The sequence below is a fragment of the Tritonibacter horizontis genome, from assembly GCF_001518015.1.
Lineage (GTDB): Bacteria > Pseudomonadota > Alphaproteobacteria > Rhodobacterales > Rhodobacteraceae > Epibacterium > Epibacterium horizontis.
In genome coordinates this window covers 1-17,412 of the sequence record NZ_LPUY01000071.1, presented here as the reverse complement: position 1 = coordinate 17,412, position 17,412 = coordinate 1, and the positions used below count along the sequence as shown (strand labels likewise).

Sequence of the window (17,412 nt, the reverse complement as noted above, 5' to 3'; positions counted from 1 at the left end):
CCCCCCGCAATCCCGCACGCGAAGCCTTTTCAGATCGCGCAGGGCGGCCTATGAAGGCGCATCATGAGCGCAATCGACAAACTCCCCCCGCTGCGTGAGGTCATCGCGACCCACCAGCTCTCGGCCCGCAAATCTCTGGGTCAGAATTTTCTGCTGGACCTCAACCTGACCGCCAAGATTGCGCGTCAGGCGGGCGACCTCAGCGGCTGCGACGTGCTGGAAATCGGGCCGGGCCCCGGTGGCCTGACCCGCGGTCTTCTCAGCGAAGGCGCGCGCCGGGTGCTGGCGATCGAAAAGGACCAGCGCTGCCTGCCGGCATTGGCCGAGATCGCAGCCGCCTATCCCGGCCAGCTTGAAGTGATCAACGGCGATGCGCTGGAGATCGACCCGCTGGCCCATCTGACCCCACCGATCCGGATCGCTGCCAACCTGCCCTATAACGTCGGAACGGAATTGCTGGTGCGCTGGCTGACGCCCAAGGTCTGGCCGCCGGTCTGGCAGAGCCTGACCCTGATGTTCCAACGCGAGGTCGCGGAACGGATCGTCGCACAGCCCGGCTCCAAGGCCTATGGGCGTCTTGCCATTCTGGCCCAATGGCGGGCCGATGCGCGCATCGTGATGTCCTTGCCACCGGGCGCATTCACTCCGCCGCCAAAGGTCAGCAGCGCCGTGGTGCATCTGACCGCCCTGCCGGAACCCCGTTTTCCCGCTGATGCTGCGGTGTTGTCGCGCATCGTTGCCGCCGCATTCAACCAGCGGCGCAAGATGCTGCGCGCCGCGCTGAAGGGCGTAACCCCCGCCATCGAAGAGCACCTGAACGCCGTCGGCATCCCGCCCACCGAACGGGCAGAACAGGTCGGCCTGGAAGGGTTTTGCGCATTGGCGCGCAGCATCGCGGGCGAAGGCTGATCGTTGGCCCGCAGCTGGGCCGCCCACAAGGGCTGAACAATGTCGCAAGGCCGCCTGACAATACAACCCAGGAATACCAAAAGACAAAAAGCCCCCGATGCCAGACATCAGGGGCTTTTTTGAACTTTGGGTCAGACCGAGCCGGCGCAGGGTCCGGGCCCCGGTGGATGCTGCAAATTACTCTGCGGCTTCCTGCGGTTCTTCTGGCTTGGGTTTCGGCTTGCGGCTGCGCTTTGGCTTTGCCTCGCCCTCGGGCTTGGCCTCTGCCTTGCCCTCGTCACTGGCCGCCTCGGCGGCGTCCTTCGGGGCTGCCGGCTTGCGGCTCCGTGGCTTACGGGTTGGCGCTTTCTTCGGCTCAGCGCTGTCCTGAGGTGCGGTCTGTCCCTCCGGCGTGTCCACGAGGCCACTGTTGTCAGATGCCTCCGTCACCACATCGCGCGGATCCTGAATCTCTGGCTGCGGGCCATCGCCAACGGTGGCGTCAGAGGAAGCATCGCGCTCCTGACGTTCCAGCCGCTCGGCACGCTCGCGATCCCGTTCGGCCTGGCGCTCGCGATTCTGACGCTCCTGCTCTTCGCGACGAGAGTCGATCTCGCGTTGGGCCTCGTTCAGCATGCGCAGGTAGTGTTCTGCGTGTTGCTGGAAGTTTTCCGCGGCAACCCGATCGTTGCCCAACTGCGCATCCCGCGCAAGCTGGTTATATTTATCAATAATTTGCTGCGGCGTACCGCGCACTTTTCCCTCGGGCCCGTTGCTGTCGAACACGCGGTTGACAACATTGACCCCATTCGGGCGGTTCCGGTTCGATTTCGAACGCGAACGTGATTTGGACGATCTCATATGCCTAACGTCAGCCTTGGTTCTAATTGTCGAAGACCGCGAATTGCGCGTTCTGCGCCGGATCTGCGAACTTTTTTGGGCTTGGCGTCGCCGAGAGGTCTGTCAAAGAACTCTTACAGCAGCGACACTTTGAGTAACCACTTTCCAGCAACACAAACAAGGGGGCAGCGGCCAGAAAATGACCTTTTTTTGTGGTCAAACACCAAATATCGGAGTTTTTCGTTCGAAATGTCACAAACGCCTGCCCAAAACAACGCGATCTCGTCGGTCGAGATCCTGCAGCACCGCGACATCGGTCAGGCCCGCATCCCGCATCAGATCCATCACGGGCGGGCCCTGGGTCGGACCAATTTCCACAAGCAGGCGGCCCGATTGCGCCAGATGCGGCCCAATTCCGGCACAGATTTTACGATAGGCCCCAAGACCATCGCCGCCGTCAGTCAGCGCCATTTGCGGTTCATGATCGCGCACCTCAGCCGAAAGGCTGTCCATCTCTTCCAGCGCGATATAGGGCGGGTTGGAGACGATAAGGTCAAATTGCCCGTCAACCGCCGCGAACCAGTCCGACCTGCGGATATCGGCGCGCGCTTCGACCCGGTGCAGCACCGCATTGGCACTTGCCTGCAGACAGGCTGCCTCGCTCAGATCTACCCCGAGGCCAATGGCCCCCTGTTGTTCGGCCAGGAGCGTCACCAGGATGCAACCAGACCCGACACCGAGATCCAGGACCCGTTCGAACGGCTGTGACAGGGCCGCCTCGATCAAAGTTTCCGTCTCCGGGCGGGGATCCAGCACATCAGCCGAGACCTTGAAGCGACGGCCATAGAAATCCCGTTCGCCGATCAGATGCGAGACCGGCACCCGGATCGCCCGGAGCGAGACAAGCTGTTCGTAGCGTTCGACAATCTCCGAGGGCAGGTCCTCGGGGGCGATCAATGTGACCCGGCTTGCATCGACGCGCGCCGCATGCGCCAGCAACACGCGCGCATCGCGGGCGGGATCGTCAACCCCGGCGGCCCGCAGCCGGGCGGTCGCAGCGACCATCGCCTGTGCGGCGGTGGTGGTCATTGGCCCATTTCCGCCATCATGCGCGCCTGATGGTCCGAGGTCAGCGCGTCGATGATTTCCTCCAGGTCGCCGCCCATGATCTGCTCCAGCTTGTAAAGCGTGAGATTGATCCGGTGGTCCGACATCCGCCCTTGCGGAAAATTATAGGTTCGTATCCGCTCTGAACGATCACCTGATCCGACCTGGCTGGCCCGATCCGCCGAGCGTTCGCTGTCAATACGCTGCCGTTCCAGATCAAAGAGCCGTGTTTTCAGCACCTGCATGGCAATTTCGCGGTTTCGGTGCTGGGATTTTTCGGAACTGGTCACCACCAGCCCGGTCGGCAGGTGCGTGATGCGCACCGCGCTGTCCGTGGTGTTCACATGCTGCCCCCCAGCGCCCGAAGACCGCATGGTATCGATCCGCAAATCATTGGCGTCGATCCGGATGTCGACATCTTCCGCCTCTGGCAGCACGGCCACGGTCGCCGCAGAGGTGTGGATACGGCCGCCGCTTTCCGTCACCGGGACGCGTTGGACCCGGTGCACGCCGCTTTCGTATTTCAGCCGGGCAAAAACGCCATCGCCATTGATCCGGGCCACCAGTTCCTTCAGCCCGCCCAGTTCGGTGAACTGTTCCTCGATTACTTCGACCTTCCAGCCGCGCGCCTCGGCGTAGCGGCTGTACATCCGGTATAGATCGCCCGCAAACAGCGCCGCCTCATCGCCGCCTGTCCCAGGCCGGATTTCAAGGATCGCCGCGCGCCCGTCAGCCTCGTCCTTTGGCAGCAGGGCCAGCTGGAGGTTGCGCTCGGCCTCAGGCAGGGCGGCCTTGAGCATCGGAATTTCTTCCTGTGCCAAGGACCGCATGTCCGGATCGTCCAGCATTTCCTCGGCCTCGGCCAGATCCCGCAGCAGCTGGCGATAGGCCTCGATCTGTTCGATCACCGGTCGCAGATCGGAGTATTCCTTTGCAAGCCGGGCAATATCGCCCCCCGCCCCATCGGCCATCGCGGCCTCAAGGTATTGGTAGCGTTGCAGTATCTGTTCCAGCCGGTCTTCGGGGATCATTCTCGGAGGTGTCTCACTGTTTCAGGCGCCTCTTGCTTTGGCGCGGGGCTTCATTTGTGATAGGCTAGCGCCATGAAACATACCAGTCTTCTTGTCCATCTTGTGCCTGTCCTTGCCGTGTTTGCAAACACGGCCGCAGCCGATGTCACAGGTCCGGGCGGCAAGACGATTGATTGCTATTGCACCGACAAGCAGGGCGGGCGGATCGAACTGGGAGAAACGATTTGCCTGCAGGTCGATGGCACCATGTTCATGGCCCAGTGCCAGATGTCCTTGAACGTCCCGATGTGGCGCAAAGTTCAAGACGGCTGCCTCTCGGCAGAAAATACCCAATCGCGCCGTCCTCAGAGGCTGCCAAAACTCTGACCTCCCCCGGGCCCAAAGCCCGATCCGCGCTTGGGTCCGGGGAGAAATGGCGTGGCATCAGGCCTCGGCGGTGCGTTCCGGCCCCTGCCCTGGCAGAATACACAGCATTTCGTAGATCAGGTTCGCCGCCACCAGCGCGGTATTGCCAGAGGGATCATAAGGCGGTGAGACTTCGACCAGATCGAAGCCAACAAGGTTGATCCCCTTGAATGCCCGGATCAGCTCCAACGCCTGCATGCTGGTCAACCCGCCGATTTCCGGCGTTCCGGTGCCCGGTGCAAAGGCCGGATCAAGGCTGTCGATATCATAGGAGATATAGACCGGACGCGGGCCGATATCGCGGCGGATCTCCGCCCCCATGTTATGCAGCGACCGGTTCCAGAGCTCCGAGGCCAGAAAGTGCTGAAAGCCCCAGCCCTGCGGCTCTTTCAGGTCATTCGGACCGTAGCCCGTGCCACGCAACCCGATCTGATAGACCTTGTCGTCGACCAGCAGACCTTCTTCGTGGGCGCGGCGAAACACGGTGCCGTGGGTTTCTTTTTCGCCGAACATCTCGTCGTTGACATCGGCATGGGCGTCCAGATGGATCAGCGCAACGGGGCCGTGTTTGCGGGCGATTGCGCGCAGAATGGGCAGGGTGATGGAGTGATCCCCCCCCATCGCGACCGGCACCACATTCTGTGACAGGATGGCGTCATAGCTTTCTTCGATGATGCGCAGGGATTCCGGCAGGTTGAAGGTATTGATCGCCAGATCGCCGATATCGGCAACGTTCAGATGATCAAACGGCGCGCCGCCGGTGGTCATGTTGTAGGGGCGGATCATCGCGCTTTCGGCCCGGATCTGCTTGGGGCCGAACCGCGTGCCGGACCGCCAGGAGGTGCCAATGTCCATCGGAACCCCGAGAACCGCCACATCCAGCCCGTCCAGCGAGGTCGCCTGCGGCAGCCGCATATAGGTGTTGGGGCCGGAAAACCGGGCCAGATCGTTGCCGCTGATTGGTTGATTGAACTCTTTCATCGTCCCGTAATCCTCCAGCCCAATAGGCAAATGATGCTCATCGCCACATGTGCGCCAGCGATGGCGGTGGCCCCCGTGGTGTCAAAGGGGGGCGAGACTTCGACCACATCACCGCCCTTGATGTTGATGCCGCGCAGCCCTTTCAGGATCGCCTCTGCCTGGGCCGAGGTCAAACCGCCCCAGACCGGCGTGCCTGTTCCAGGCGCATAGGCCGGATCGAGACAGTCGATGTCAAAGGTCAGATAGACCGGCCGGTCGCCCAGCACCTCGCGGATACGCCGTGCGGTCTCGACGGGGCCGATCTCGTGCACGGTTGGCGCGTCAATGGTCGGAACCCCAAGATTGTCTTCGTTGGTGGTGCGAATGCCGACCTGAACGCTGGTCTTGGGGTCGATAATGCCGGACTTCACCGCCTTGTAGAACATGGTTCCGTGATCAACGCGGCTAAAGTCATCATCGGCCCAGGTGTCGCTATGGGCATCGAAATGCACCAGCGACAGCGGGCCGTATTTCTCGGCATAGGCCTTCAGGATGGGAAAGCTGACATAATGGTCACCGCCAATCGCAACAGAGGCCGTCTCGCTGGCCAGGATGGTGCGAATATGGTCGGTCAGGGCATCCGGAAAGGCAGGCACATTGGCATAGTCGAACGCCAGATCGCCATAGTCAACGATGGCCAGTTCACTTGCCGGGCAAATGTCCCAACCGTAAGGCGCATCCGGGCTTTGCAGCGCCGATGCCTCGCGCACCGCGCGCGGCCCCAGACGGGTGCCCGGCCGGTTGGTAACAGCCTGATCAAACGGAATGCCGGTGACAGCGATATCCGCATGGGTCAGATCCTTACTGTAGCGTCGCCGCAAAAACGACAGCGCGCCGCCGAACGTATTTTCGAAACTCAGCCCCTTCAGCTCGTCGCGGGTAAACGCCTGGTCCACCTGGGTCTTTGCATCTTCCAACGCCATCTTGGTCTGCTCCCTCTCTTCGGGCGGGTTGTGGCCCTCGCCATAGCGAATGCTGACCGGCTTGTCATCCGAAAGCCGGCCGCATGGGCAGAGTTCAAGCCAGAGGCTGTGCTTTCTCCACCAACCGGGCAAAGAATGACGCCCCCACGGGCGCAATCGCGTCATTGAAGTCATAGGCGGGGTGATGGAGCCCGGCCGTTTCGCCCTGACCAATGAACAGATAGGCCCCGGGACGCGCCTGCAACATATAGGCGAAATCCTCCGCCCCCATTTCACGGCCACCCTCGGCCTCGACCTGCGCCTCGCCAGAGATCTCACGCGCAACACCGGCGGCAAAGGCCGCCTTTTCCGCATCGTTGATGGTCGCCGGATAGCCGACCTCGTAGGTCAGCTCCGCCGCGACACCATAGGCGACGGCGCAGCCTTTCACGATTTCGTCAAAGCGGGTCATCACCATCTTCTGAACCTCGGGATTGAAGGTCCGGATGGTGCCGTTGATGAAAGCCGTCTCCGGGATCACATTGTCCACCGTCCCGGCGTGGATCTGTGTCACCGAGATCACCAGATCCTCTGTCGCGTGGTGATTGCGGCTGACAATCGTCTGGATCGCCTGCGCCATGCCACAGGCCGCCATGACCGGATCGCGGGTCAGATGCGGCATGGCGCCATGCCCGCCCATCCCGGTCAGCGCGACAGTAAAAGTGTCCACCGCGGCCATCAACGGGCCCGGCGTTGTCAGGAACGCCCCCTCTGGCAGGCCCGGCGCATTGTGAAGCGCGTAGACCTCGCGAATATCGAACCGGTCCATTACCCCCTCTTCGACCATGATCCGCGCCCCGCCGATGACTTCTTCGGCCGGCTGGAACAGCAACGCCACACGGCCCGCGAAATTGCGCGTCTCCGCCAGGTACCGCGCCGCGCCGAGCAACATGGTGGTGTGGCCATCGTGACCGCAGGCGTGCATCTTGCCCGGATGGGTCGAGGCATACTCCACCGCCGCCGGCTCGGTGATCGGAAGACCATCCATATCGGCGCGCAGGCCAATGGTCGGCCCGGCGCCCTGCCCGTTGATGATCGCCACGATCCCGTTCTGGGCAATCCCTTGATGGATCTCATCGACGCCAAACCCCTGAAGGATTTCAGTCACATAGGAGGCAGTCTTAACTGTATCCAACCCCAGTTCCGGGATCTGGTGCAGATGACGCCGCCAGGTCTTCATATCCTCGGTGAATTCAGCGATACGGTTGACGACCGGCATGGGGTGGACTCCTGTAAAATAGTCGGGATGATGCACCTCATCACAGGAGACAGGCAGGTGCAATGAGTGACAACAGGCTGATCCACGACGAAACCGCAGGGATCGAACGGTTGCTGGCCATCATGCAACGGTTACGCGACCCTCAGACCGGTTGCCCCTGGGATCTGGAACAGGATTTCAGCACGATCGCCCCCTATACCATCGAAGAGGCCTACGAAGTCGCCGACGCCATCGAGCGGCGGTCCTGGGAGGAACTGAAAGGCGAATTGGGTGATCTTCTGTTCCAATCCGTCTTTCACGCTCAGATGGCGGAAGAGGCGGGATATTTCAATTTTCAGGATGTGGTCACCACCATGTCGAACAAGATGGTGGCCCGGCATCCGCATGTCTTTGGGGATGAGACCCGCGACAAATCCGCCGTTCAGCAGACCCGGGACTGGGAGACGATCAAGGCTGCCGAGCGCGCGGCCAAAGCGCAATCCGGCACATTGGACGGGGTCGCCCTTGGCCTGCCGGCCCTGTTGCGGGCGCTCAAGCTGCAAAAGCGGGCGGCCCGTGTCGGATTTGACTGGCCCTCCGCACAGAACGTCTTGGCCAAGATCGCAGAAGAGTCGGCAGAGCTGGTCGAAGCCCGCGACGCGCTGACACAGGATGATGTCGAAGACGAGCTTGGTGATCTGCTGTTCGTGATGGCCAATCTGGCCCGTCACCTCGATGTTGACCCCGAAGCGGCCCTGCGCCGCACCAACGCAAAGTTCACGCGCCGTTTCAAGGCTGTAGAAGACAAACTTGCAGCAATCGGGAAACGTCCTGAGGACAGCGACCTTGACGAAATGGACGCGTTCTGGAACGAGGTCAAAGCCGAGGAAAAAGCACGTGCCTAGGCCGGACCGGGCCGAAAGCCCGGCTTTTGCGTCCCGTGGCGTGCACGGCCCTCGTTCGATCTCACCCCCGCTGGACAAGCGCCAGACGCCTTGCCACTCTTGCTTTTCAGACAACGGAGCCGCCAATGAGCCCGCGTAAAATCATCATTGATACCGACCCCGGTCAGGACGACGCCGTTGCGATCCTGCTCGCGCTTGGCTCTCCGGAAGAGATCGACCTGCTTGGGATCACCACGGTTGCCGGCAATGTCCCGCTGCCGCTGACGCAGAAAAACGCCCGGATCACCTGCGAGGTCGCAGGGCGGCCCGACGTCAAGGTGCATGCAGGCTGCGACGCCCCGCTGGAACGTCCACTGGTGACGGCGGAACATGTCCATGGCCGCACCGGCCTTGATGGACCGGAATTGTTCGAGCCCAAAACGCCGCTTGCCGTGCAAAATGGTGTGGATTTCATCATCGACACCCTGCGGGCAGAGGCGCCCGGCACTGTCACGCTCTGCCCGCTTGGCCCGCTGACAAACATCGCCGCCGCGTTTCGCAAGGCGCCCGATATTATCGACCGCCTGCAGGAAATCGTGCTGATGGGCGGGGCCTACTTCGAAGTGGGCAACATCACCCCGGCGGCAGAATTCAACATCTACGTTGACCCGGAGGCGGCGCAGGAGGTGATCCGCTCGGGTGTCGCAATCACCATGCTGCCTCTGGATGTCACCCACAAGGCGCTGGCCACACGCCCGCGGATCGAAGCGTTTCGGGCGCTTGACACCCGCGTGGGTCATTTCACGGCGGATATGCTTGATTTCTTTGAACGGTTCGACGTTGAGAAATATGGCTCCGAAGGCGGGCCCTTGCACGACCCCTGCGTCATTGCCTATCTGATCCGCCCGGATCTGTTCAGCGGTCGCCAGATCAATGTCGAGATTGAAACCATCTCTGCGCTGACACTTGGGATGACGGTTGCGGATTGGTGGGGCGTCACCGACCGCCCGGCCAACGCGATGTTCATTGGTGACGTCGACGCCGACGGATTTTTTGCGCTGCTGACCGAACGTCTGGGCCGGTTATGAGCGCCTCGCTCCATCTGGCGCGTCCCGAGGATCTGGAAAAACTGCTGACACTGGTCGCCGGTTTCCACGCCGAAGAAGGCATTGAGAGCACGGATGCGCAACGCCGCGGGGCGCTGCAACCCCTGCTTGACGGCATCCCCTATGGGGCGATTTACCTGGTGGGGCCGGTGCGCGCACCCATCGGTTATCTGATCGTGACCTTTACCTGGTCGGTCGAATTCGGTGGGCTGGACGGCATGATTGACGAACTGTTCATCCGCCCGGCCGTGCGCGGGCGCGGGATCGCGACAGAGGTTCTCTTCGCCCTGCCCCGCACGCTGGCAGAGGCCGGGGTACGGGCGCTGCATATCGAAGTGAATCGCGACAATGAGGCGGCGACCAAACTCTATCGCCGGGCGCGATTTGAACCCCGCGACCGCTATGTCCTGATGAGCCGCAAGCTCTGAGCCGGATCAGTTGCCAACAATCAGCCGGGTGCCGCTGGCGGCCGCGATTTGCTCGTCCCCGAGTGCATATAGGATAAAACAGGCACCATCACAGCTGTGCCCCTGCGCCATCACTGTCGCCAAACGCACCCCGTGTTCCTGCGCCACGGCAAGGATCTCGGCAATCCGGTAAGCGGCCGTTTCGTCGCCGCCGGTGCCAGCCAGCCAGATGGCGATGGGCGCATGGCGCGGTTCCTCCAGCATCGCCGCCTCAAAATGATGCAGAAACGCGCCATAGTCGATGGCCTTGATTTCACCGTCCAGGCGCAGCCCACCGGGGACCCGGCTCCACCCAGCCTGTGCCTCGGTGGTCAGCCCGAGGAAGGGCGCGAGCACCAGGCCACATAGGGCGGCGCATTGCAGAAAGGCCGGGCGAGATTTTTTGCGCGACTTTGGGTCGATTGCTCGAAACATGACAAACCTCCATAGCAAACAAACGGTCGCTGATTTTTATTTTGCGACCTACTCAGTATGTCATGAAACTGTCATGGAAGGCATTTTTTCCGCGCAAAAAGGCGATTCGAGGATCGGGAGCGCCCAAAGACTGCCCGGAAATCGCAGCCTGTCAGGGTTTGAGAAAGGGAATTTGCGGTGCACAGCTTTTCGGCAAAAGGCCCAGACAGCGGGGATCATCCGCGATCTCGACCGCACGGCCATAGGGGACGAATCCTGCGCGCATGTAGAAACCAAGCGCCTGCGGGCTATCGAGGCTACAGGTGTGGACGAAGAACCGTTTGATACCGCGCGAAAAAGCCCGCTCGATGGCCTGCGCCATCAGCCAGCGGCCAACCCCGCCCCCGATCAGCCCCGATGACAGGCCAAAAAACGAAAGCTCGCAATCGCCACTTGGCATCCATTCCAATTCCAGCAACCCAAGGTCGGCGCCGTCTTTTTGCACCGACCAGACCTCGACCGTGTCAGAGGCCAGATGGGCGGCCAGCAGGTCGTCCGCCATCACCAGACGCGAAAACCACAGATAGTCCTCCCCGACCAACCGGTAGAGCCTGCGATACCACTCAACGCATGGCGCATCGTGCCGCTTGAGCGTCACATCCGGCTGCAGGGGCACCGCTGCGGGTTCTGGCGGGCTGAACATTTCCAGATAGGTCACCAGAGAGGCGAGTTTTCCAGGGCCAAGATCAGTGATGCCGTCGGGCAGAGACATGGGGGCGCTCCGTGCTGTCCAATTCGATTTTCCCTGCCGGTCTACGCGCCACGGTCAGGCAGGACAAGCAGATGGCGCGCAACGAAAAACGCCCCGGTTCGACCCGGGGCGTTTTCGCATTCGGACAGAGCTGGGGTCAGCCTTTCAGGATCGAACGACCTGCGTATTCGGCGACTTCGCCCAGCGTTTCCTCGATCCGGATCAACTGGTTGTACTTCGCCAGCCGGTCAGAGCGCGCCAGCGAGCCGGTCTTGATCTGACCGCAGTTGGTGGCGACTGCGAGGTCCGCAATCGTGGCATCCTCGGTTTCGCCGGACCGGTGCGACATGACGTTGGTATAGCGTGCCCGATGCGCCATTTCGACGGCCTGCAGGGTTTCTGTCAGGGTGCCGATCTGGTTCACCTTGACCAGCATGGAGTTGGCGCAGCCCTTCTCGATCCCCATCGCCAGACGCGCGGGGTTGGTCACGAACAGATCATCGCCGACCAGTTGCACCTTGTTGCCAAGCGTCTCTGTCAGGGCTTTCCAGCCGTCCCAGTCATCTTCGGACATGCCGTCCTCGATCGAGATGATCGGATAATCGGCAACCAGCGCTGCGAGGTAGTCTGCGTTCTCTTGCGAGGTCAGTGTCTTGCCTTCGCCAGACAGCACGTATTTGCCATCCTTGTAATACTCGGTCGCGGCACAATCGAGCGCGAGATAGATCTCCTCGCCCGGTTTGTAGCCTGCTTTCTCGATAGATTTCAAAATGAAATCAAGCGCTTCACGGGTGGAGGCGATATTCGGAGCAAAGCCACCTTCATCGCCGATCCCGGTTGACAGCCCGGCAGCGGACAGTTCTTTTTTCAGCGTGTGGAACACTTCGGATCCCATGCGCACCGCATCGCGGATGTTCTCTGCCGCCACCGGCATGATCATGAATTCCTGGATGTCGATCGGGTTGTCCGCATGCTCGCCGCCGTTGATGATATTCATCATCGGCACCGGCAGAACCCGCGCCGAAGCACCGCCCACATAGCGATAGAGCGGCTGGGTGGTGAAATCGGCCGCGGCCTTTGCCACCGCCAGCGACACACCGAGAATGGCGTTTGCGCCAAGGCGGCCTTTGTTGTCGGTGCCATCCAGCTCGATCATGGCACGGTCGATGGAAACCTGTTCGGTTGCGTCAAAGCCGACCAGTTCGTCCGCGATCTCGCCGTTCACGGCAGCGACCGCTTCCAGCACCCCCTTGCCGAGGTAGCGCGCCTTGTCGCCATCGCGCTTCTCGACCGCCTCATAGGCGCCAGTGGAGGCACCGGACGGGACCGCTGCGCGCCCCATGGTGCCGTCTTCGAGAAGGACATCGACTTCGACGGTGGGGTTGCCCCGGCTGTCGAGGATCTCGCGGGCGTGGATGTCGATAATGGTGCTCATCGGAAATGGTCCCTCACTGTGACACGATTTGCCCCCGGTCATAGCAAGCCCTTGTAAAAAGTAAACCTGACGCGTTATCGCTAACAGCCGTAATTTGGGCAGTTTAGCCCTAACAGGCGGGATTTTTCCAAAACCATGGGTGACGGGCGCCAAAAGGCGCGGCAAAAATGACGCGCCAGACGCGGTTCCTTGCCGAAGGTTAGCGCTAAATCTTGCGCGAGATCCTTAACAGAGCAAGCGTGCACGGATGACAGCCTCACCCAGCTTCCAGAGATTCTTGATCGCCAACGCCCGGTATCTTTCGGCCGGCGCGATGCTGACCTTCCTGTCCAGCTTTGGACAGACGTTTTTCATTTCGATTTTCGCCGGCCAGATCCGGCTGGAATTTGGCCTCAGTCACGCGCAATGGGGCGGGCTCTACATGATCGGCACCTCGGCCTCTGCGCTGGTGATGGTCTGGGCGGGCGGGCTAACCGATGTCTTCCGGGTGCGCCATCTTGGTCCATTGATCCTGTGCGGACTGGCGCTGGCCTGCGTCACCATGGCGTTCAACCAAAGCCTTTGGCTGCTGCCGGTCGCGATTTTTGCATTGCGGTTCTTCGGTCAGGGGATGAGCAGCCATCTGGCCGTAATCGCCATGGCACGTTGGTTCATCGCCACACGCGGACGTGCTTTGTCGATTGCCACGCTCGGCTTTTCCGCGGGCGAAGCTTTGCTGCCGCTCAGCTTCGTGGCGCTGATGACGGTCCTGGACTGGCGTATCCTGTGGCTGATCAGTGCCGGGGTCTGTCTGCTGGGCGCCCCGGTGCTGGCGCGCCTTCTGGCCCAGGAGCGTACCCCGCAGTCAACCGCCGATGACAGCAGCGCCGTTGGCATGGACGGGCGCCACTGGAACCGCTGGGAGGCACTGCGCTCGCCGCTGTTCTGGTGCATGGTCCCCGCGATCCTGGGGCCGGCCGCCTTCAACACCGCGTTTTTCTTTCATCAGCTGCACTTCGCCACCACCAAGGGCTGGGCCCATCTGGAACTGGTGGCACTGTTTCCCCTTTATACCGCGATGGCGGTGACGGCGATGGTCGCCTCTGGCTGGGCGCTGGATCGCTGGGGGGCGGCACGGCTGACACCATTCTACCAATGGCCGATGGTGGCTGCCTTTGTGATCTTTGCCTCGTTCGGCAGTGGCCTCGGGATTGGCGTCGGGCTCTTTTGTCTGGCGCTGACAACCGGAGCCAACGCGACGCTGCAGAACTCCTTTTGGGCGGAGCTGTACGGAACCCGCAACATTGGGGCGATCAAGGCGCTGGCGACAGCTGTGATGGTGCTGGGCTCTGCAATCGGACCAGGGCTGACGGGGCTGTTGATCGATCTCGGAATTGCCTTCGACCAGCAGGGTTATGGGATCGCGGCCTATTTTGCCTTTGCGTCGATCGTCATGATGCTCGGCATCGCCCAGGCCCGCAAACGGCTCTTGCCACAGGCCGCCGCAGCGCCGCTCTAGGCCTGTGGCCCTAGGCTTTGACCGTGTTGGCAGCGTCGCGAAGGACCTGTTCGGCTTTGGCGGCGCGGGCGGCATGGCGGGCCAGACGGCGCTCGCGGACAAAGGTATAGAGCCCCGTGGCAATGATCAGACCGGACCCGGCCAGCGTCATGGCATCCGGGCGTTCCGCAAACACAATCGCCCCGCCAATCATCGAGAACACCAGACGCGAGTACCGAAAGGGCGTGATCACCGCCGCGTCGGCCAGCCGGGTCGCCGTCACCAGGCCATAATAGGCGATGACCCCAAAGAGAGTGCCGCAGAACAGCATCCCCCATTCCGGAGAGGTTGGCATCGCCAGAGGTGCCGGTGACGCCAGCAACAAGATCCCCCCAGCGAGGATCACGGCCCCATAGGCCTGAACACTCACCAGCGACGACGGGATGCTAACATTCATCCGCCGTGTGATCAGGTCGCGAACGGCGACGCAGAGGACAGAAATCAAAACCAATAGCGCGTTGGGCTCGAACCCGGACAGACCGGGGCGGATGATCATCAGCACGCCGACAAACCCGACACCGATCGCGCTCCAGCGCCGCCACCCGACCTGCTCCCCCAGAAACAGGGCCGCGCCCATCGTGATCACCAAAGGCGTGGCCTGAAACACCGCCGCAACCACCGAGATATCGACAAGAGCCAGAGCGGTTGCGAAACTCATTGCCGCACCCCCTTCGGTCAGCGCCCGCAGCACCGGCAACGGCCGCCAGGCGGCGCGCGCAAACACCGGCTGTCCCTTGACCCGAAGGGCCACCAGAAACACCGCGCCGGCCGCGACACCGATCAGGCACAGGATCTGGCCCACCGGCAGGCTGCCAGAAAGCTGCTTGATGAACAGATCCTCGATCGTGAACCCGACCATGGCAACAAGCAGGAGCAGGATACCTTTGACATTGTCCATGAGGGGTGGCCTTTGCGTTGGGAACTTGTGAAACCGGTCCCCCTGCCATCGCGCGCAGGCGCTACGGGGCGCAAGTCCAAATTCGTCGTCGCAACAGCACAACTTGTGAACATGTGCATGAGCGTTCGTGATGGGTCAGGACTGATTAGCGTTCTCTCTTGATCGGAACACCATAGAGTTCCAATTTGTGCCCCTTTAGCCGATAGCCGAGTTTCTGGGCGATCTTTTCCTGCAGGGCTTCGATCTCGGGGTCGCAGAACTCGATCACCTCGCCCGTGTTGAGGTCAATCAGATGGTCGTGATGCTCGCGATCCGCATCCTCGTAGCGCGCCCGCCCGTCGCCGAATTCCAGCCGGTCGAGGATGCCGGACTCTTCGAATAATTTGACCGTCCGATAAACGGTGGCCAATGAGATGCGGGAATCAAGCGCGTTGGCGCGGGCGTGCAGCTCCTCCACGTCCGGGTGATCGTCGCTCTCTTGCAGGATGCGGGCAATGGTCCTGCGGGGGCCGGTCATCCGCAGTCCATGCGCCTCGCAGCGGGAAATAATGGTATCGGTCGTCATGGCTTTCCCTTCCCTTTGCTCGATCAGGGGTCCCTTGCTTGGCGTTTCCTTTTATCGAATGCAACCCCTGACGAAAACAGGCAACTGTACGGATGGACCATTGACAAACCCTCCTTCACAGGCCATGTGCCCCCACAGGCACACCCTCTGCCGCGTGAGCAGAGAGCTGAAGGCGCCCAGGGGTCGATCACGACCCCGACCCGATGCGCCCTTTCAGAAAGACGGACATTTGTTCGTCTGACCAGCTCTTTTCCAGGGGTGCCATGGTTCCAAGATCACGCGTGGGGCTACGTGCGAGAGATCGACCTGTCGGCATGAGGCCAGACAGTGTCGGAGATTTCCGCCCCACTCGAACGGGAGCCGCTGACCATGAGTGTCGCGCCCCGGCGGTCTGCGTGTCTGTGACATTCCGGCCGAAGAAAGGCTATTGTGACCGAATTTTCATCCATGGATCTGCCCGAACTGCTTTTGAACCGCGTCAAGGAACTCGGCTATACCGATCCGACGCCGATTCAAGCCCATGCCATCCCGCATGCGCTGCAAGGCAAGGACGTGCTGGGTCTGGCACAGACCGGCACCGGCAAGACGGCCGCCTTTGGCATCCCGCTGGTTGCCCAGATGCTGGAATATGGCCAGAAACCCGCCGCCAAGAGCGTGCGCGGCCTGATCCTGGCCCCCACCCGCGAGCTGGCCAACCAGATTGCCGAAACCCTGAAGGCCCTGACCGACGGCACCCCGCTGAAGACCGGCCTGGTGGTCGGCGGCGTCTCGATCAACCCGCAGATTTCCCGTATCGCCCGCGGCACCGACATTCTTGTCGCCACGCCGGGCCGCCTTCTGGACATCCTCGACCGCCGCGCACTGGATCTTGGCTCCTGTGATTTCCTGGTGCTGGACGAAGCGGACCAGATGCTGGACCTTGGCTTTATCCATGCCCTGCGCAAGATCGCGGCCCTGCTGCCCGAAGAGCGTCAGACCATGCTGTTCTCGGCCACCATGCCGAAACAGATGAACGAGATTGCCAACGCCTATCTCAAGAGCCCGGTCCGGGTCGAAGTGACCCCTCCCGGCAAGCCCGCCGCGAAAGTGACGCAGTCGGTGCATTTCATCGCCAAGGCTGAAAAGCTGAAGCTGCTGAAAGAACAGCTGGCCAGCCATGAGGGCGAACGCACATTGGTTTTCGGCCGCACCAAACACGGCATGGAAAAGCTGATGAAGGTGCTGGAGAAATCCGGCTTCAAGGCAGCCGCCATTCACGGCAACAAGAGCCAGGGCCAACGTGAACGCGCCCTGCGGGCGTTCAAATCCGGCGAGATTACGGTTCTGGTGGCGACAGATGTGGCCGCGCGCGGCCTTGATATCCCGGATGTGAAATACGTCTACAACTACGAACTGCCGAATGTGCCAGATGCCTATGTCCACCGGATCGGCCGCACCGCGCGCGCTGGCAAGGATGGTCAGGCCGTCGCATTCTGTGCCCCCGACGAGATCGGCGATCTGAAGGCGATCCAAAAGACGATGGGGATCACCATCCCCGTTGCCTCTGGTCGGGCCTGGGAAGAGCTGCCCGATCCGGCCGCGAAACCCGCACGCGGTGGCGGACGCGGTCGCCCTGGCGGCGGCGGCGCAGGTGGTCGCGGCAAGTCAGGTGGCAAACCCGGCGGCAGCCGTCGTCGCTTTGGCGGCGGTGGCGGTGGCGCTGGCCGCTCTGAAGGTCAGGGTGCAGGTGGTGAAGCGCGCTCGGCCGGTGCCGGCGGAAACCGCAGACGCAGCAAATCCTGACCCCTACGGATCACAGGGTCACGGTTTTGGTATTTCAAGGGGCGGGGGAACACTCCCGCCCCTTTTCTCTGAGCCAAAGGCTCCGACAAAAGCGTTGGGCCGCGCGGGGCCACATCCGTCGCCACCAGAACAGTAATCTCGCC

The 17,412-nt window shown here is 61.8% G+C and carries 18 protein-coding genes; 7 read left to right on the top strand and 11 right to left on the bottom strand.

What is annotated here, in order from left to right:
- Positions 1–63: 63 nt before the first annotated feature.
- A complete protein-coding gene (gene rsmA, locus TRIHO_RS11955) occupies positions 64–909 on the top strand; it encodes a 16S rRNA (adenine(1518)-N(6)/adenine(1519)-N(6))-dimethyltransferase RsmA (protein WP_068243735.1) in 846 nt (281 codons plus the stop codon).
- Positions 910–1,086: 177 nt separating this feature from the next.
- On the opposite strand, the gene TRIHO_RS11950 is transcribed toward rsmA, so the two are convergent.
- The 3 genes from TRIHO_RS11950 to prfA all read right to left on the bottom strand — a co-directional run bounded on the left by TRIHO_RS11950 (position 1,087) and on the right by prfA (position 3,866).
- Complete coding sequence (locus TRIHO_RS11950) at positions 1,087–1,749, bottom strand: DUF4167 domain-containing protein (protein ID WP_068243734.1); 663 nt, start codon at positions 1,747–1,749, stop codon at positions 1,087–1,089.
- A gap of 231 nt (positions 1,750–1,980) precedes the next feature.
- Entirely contained in the window at positions 1,981–2,817 is an 837-nt protein-coding gene (gene prmC, locus TRIHO_RS11945; RefSeq protein WP_068243733.1) for a peptide chain release factor N(5)-glutamine methyltransferase, read from the bottom strand.
- The gene (prfA, locus tag TRIHO_RS11940; RefSeq protein ID WP_068243731.1) at positions 2,814–3,866 is read right to left on the bottom strand and encodes a peptide chain release factor 1; all 1,053 of its coding nucleotides are present in this window, start codon (positions 3,864–3,866) and stop codon (positions 2,814–2,816) included. The genes prmC and prfA overlap by 4 nt, the downstream gene beginning before the upstream one ends.
- A gap of 72 nt (positions 3,867–3,938) precedes the next feature.
- Between prfA and TRIHO_RS11935 the strand changes: the two genes are divergently transcribed.
- Positions 3,939–4,232: a hypothetical protein gene (locus TRIHO_RS11935; protein ID WP_068243728.1), complete on the top strand. Its 294-nt coding sequence runs from the start codon at positions 3,939–3,941 to the stop codon at positions 4,230–4,232.
- A 57-nt stretch (positions 4,233–4,289) separates the two neighbouring features.
- Here the strand turns inward: TRIHO_RS11935 and speB (TRIHO_RS11930) are convergent, their stop codons facing one another.
- The 3 genes from speB (TRIHO_RS11930) to TRIHO_RS11920 form a co-directional block, all read right to left on the bottom strand.
- Positions 4,290–5,252 (bottom strand): agmatinase, encoded by a 963-nt coding sequence (speB, locus tag TRIHO_RS11930; RefSeq protein WP_068243723.1) that lies wholly within the window; start codon positions 5,250–5,252, stop codon positions 4,290–4,292.
- On the bottom strand, positions 5,249–6,214 hold the full coding sequence (gene speB, locus TRIHO_RS11925) for an agmatinase (protein WP_068243720.1): 966 nt from the start codon (positions 6,212–6,214) through the stop codon (positions 5,249–5,251). Before speB (TRIHO_RS11925) ends, speB (TRIHO_RS11930) begins: the two co-directional genes overlap by 4 nt.
- A 94-nt stretch (positions 6,215–6,308) precedes the next feature.
- On the bottom strand, positions 6,309–7,472 hold the full coding sequence (locus tag TRIHO_RS11920) for a M20 aminoacylase family protein (RefSeq protein WP_068243717.1): 1,164 nt from the start codon (positions 7,470–7,472) through the stop codon (positions 6,309–6,311).
- A gap of 62 nt (positions 7,473–7,534) precedes the next feature.
- Between TRIHO_RS11920 and mazG the strand changes: the two genes are divergently transcribed.
- The 3 genes from mazG to TRIHO_RS11905 all read left to right on the top strand — a co-directional run bounded on the left by mazG (position 7,535) and on the right by TRIHO_RS11905 (position 9,869).
- A complete protein-coding gene (gene mazG / locus TRIHO_RS11915) occupies positions 7,535–8,356 on the top strand; it encodes a nucleoside triphosphate pyrophosphohydrolase (protein ID WP_068243715.1) in 822 nt (273 codons plus the stop codon).
- A 125-nt stretch (positions 8,357–8,481) separates the two neighbouring features.
- The gene (locus TRIHO_RS11910; protein ID WP_068243709.1) at positions 8,482–9,423 is read left to right on the top strand and encodes a nucleoside hydrolase; all 942 of its coding nucleotides are present in this window, start codon (positions 8,482–8,484) and stop codon (positions 9,421–9,423) included.
- Complete coding sequence (locus TRIHO_RS11905) at positions 9,420–9,869, top strand: GNAT family N-acetyltransferase (RefSeq protein WP_068243705.1); 450 nt, start codon at positions 9,420–9,422, stop codon at positions 9,867–9,869. The genes TRIHO_RS11910 and TRIHO_RS11905 overlap by 4 nt, the downstream gene beginning before the upstream one ends.
- 6 nt (positions 9,870–9,875) lie before the next feature.
- Here the strand turns inward: TRIHO_RS11905 and TRIHO_RS11900 are convergent, their stop codons facing one another.
- The 3 genes from TRIHO_RS11900 to eno form a co-directional block, all read right to left on the bottom strand.
- Positions 9,876–10,322: a hypothetical protein gene (locus TRIHO_RS11900; protein WP_068243702.1), complete on the bottom strand. Its 447-nt coding sequence runs from the start codon at positions 10,320–10,322 to the stop codon at positions 9,876–9,878.
- A gap of 151 nt (positions 10,323–10,473) precedes the next feature.
- Positions 10,474–11,073 (bottom strand): GNAT family N-acetyltransferase, encoded by a 600-nt coding sequence (locus TRIHO_RS11895; RefSeq protein ID WP_068243698.1) that lies wholly within the window; start codon positions 11,071–11,073, stop codon positions 10,474–10,476.
- 136 nt (positions 11,074–11,209) lie between these two features.
- Positions 11,210–12,487, bottom strand: coding sequence for a phosphopyruvate hydratase (gene eno, locus TRIHO_RS11890; RefSeq protein ID WP_068243696.1), 1,278 nt, complete (start codon positions 12,485–12,487; stop codon positions 11,210–11,212).
- 247 nt (positions 12,488–12,734) lie between these two features.
- Here eno and TRIHO_RS11885 point away from each other — a divergent pair, with 247 nt between their 5' ends.
- Positions 12,735–13,985, top strand: coding sequence for an MFS transporter (locus TRIHO_RS11885; protein ID WP_068243693.1), 1,251 nt, complete (start codon positions 12,735–12,737; stop codon positions 13,983–13,985).
- Positions 13,986–13,995: 10 nt separating this feature from the next.
- Here the strand turns inward: TRIHO_RS11885 and TRIHO_RS11880 are convergent, their stop codons facing one another.
- Both TRIHO_RS11880 and TRIHO_RS11875 read right to left on the bottom strand, forming a co-directional pair.
- Positions 13,996–14,922: a DMT family transporter gene (locus TRIHO_RS11880; RefSeq protein ID WP_068243690.1), complete on the bottom strand. Its 927-nt coding sequence runs from the start codon at positions 14,920–14,922 to the stop codon at positions 13,996–13,998.
- A 145-nt stretch (positions 14,923–15,067) separates the two neighbouring features.
- Entirely contained in the window at positions 15,068–15,487 is a 420-nt protein-coding gene (locus TRIHO_RS11875) for a Fur family transcriptional regulator (RefSeq protein WP_068243688.1), read from the bottom strand.
- A 429-nt stretch (positions 15,488–15,916) separates the two neighbouring features.
- On the opposite strand from TRIHO_RS11875, the gene TRIHO_RS11870 reads away from it, so the two are divergent.
- Positions 15,917–17,269 carry a DEAD/DEAH box helicase gene (locus tag TRIHO_RS11870; protein WP_068243685.1) on the top strand — a complete coding sequence of 451 codons (1,353 nt, stop codon included), beginning with the start codon at positions 15,917–15,919 and terminating at the stop codon, positions 17,267–17,269.
- Positions 17,270–17,412: the final 143 nt, after the last annotated feature.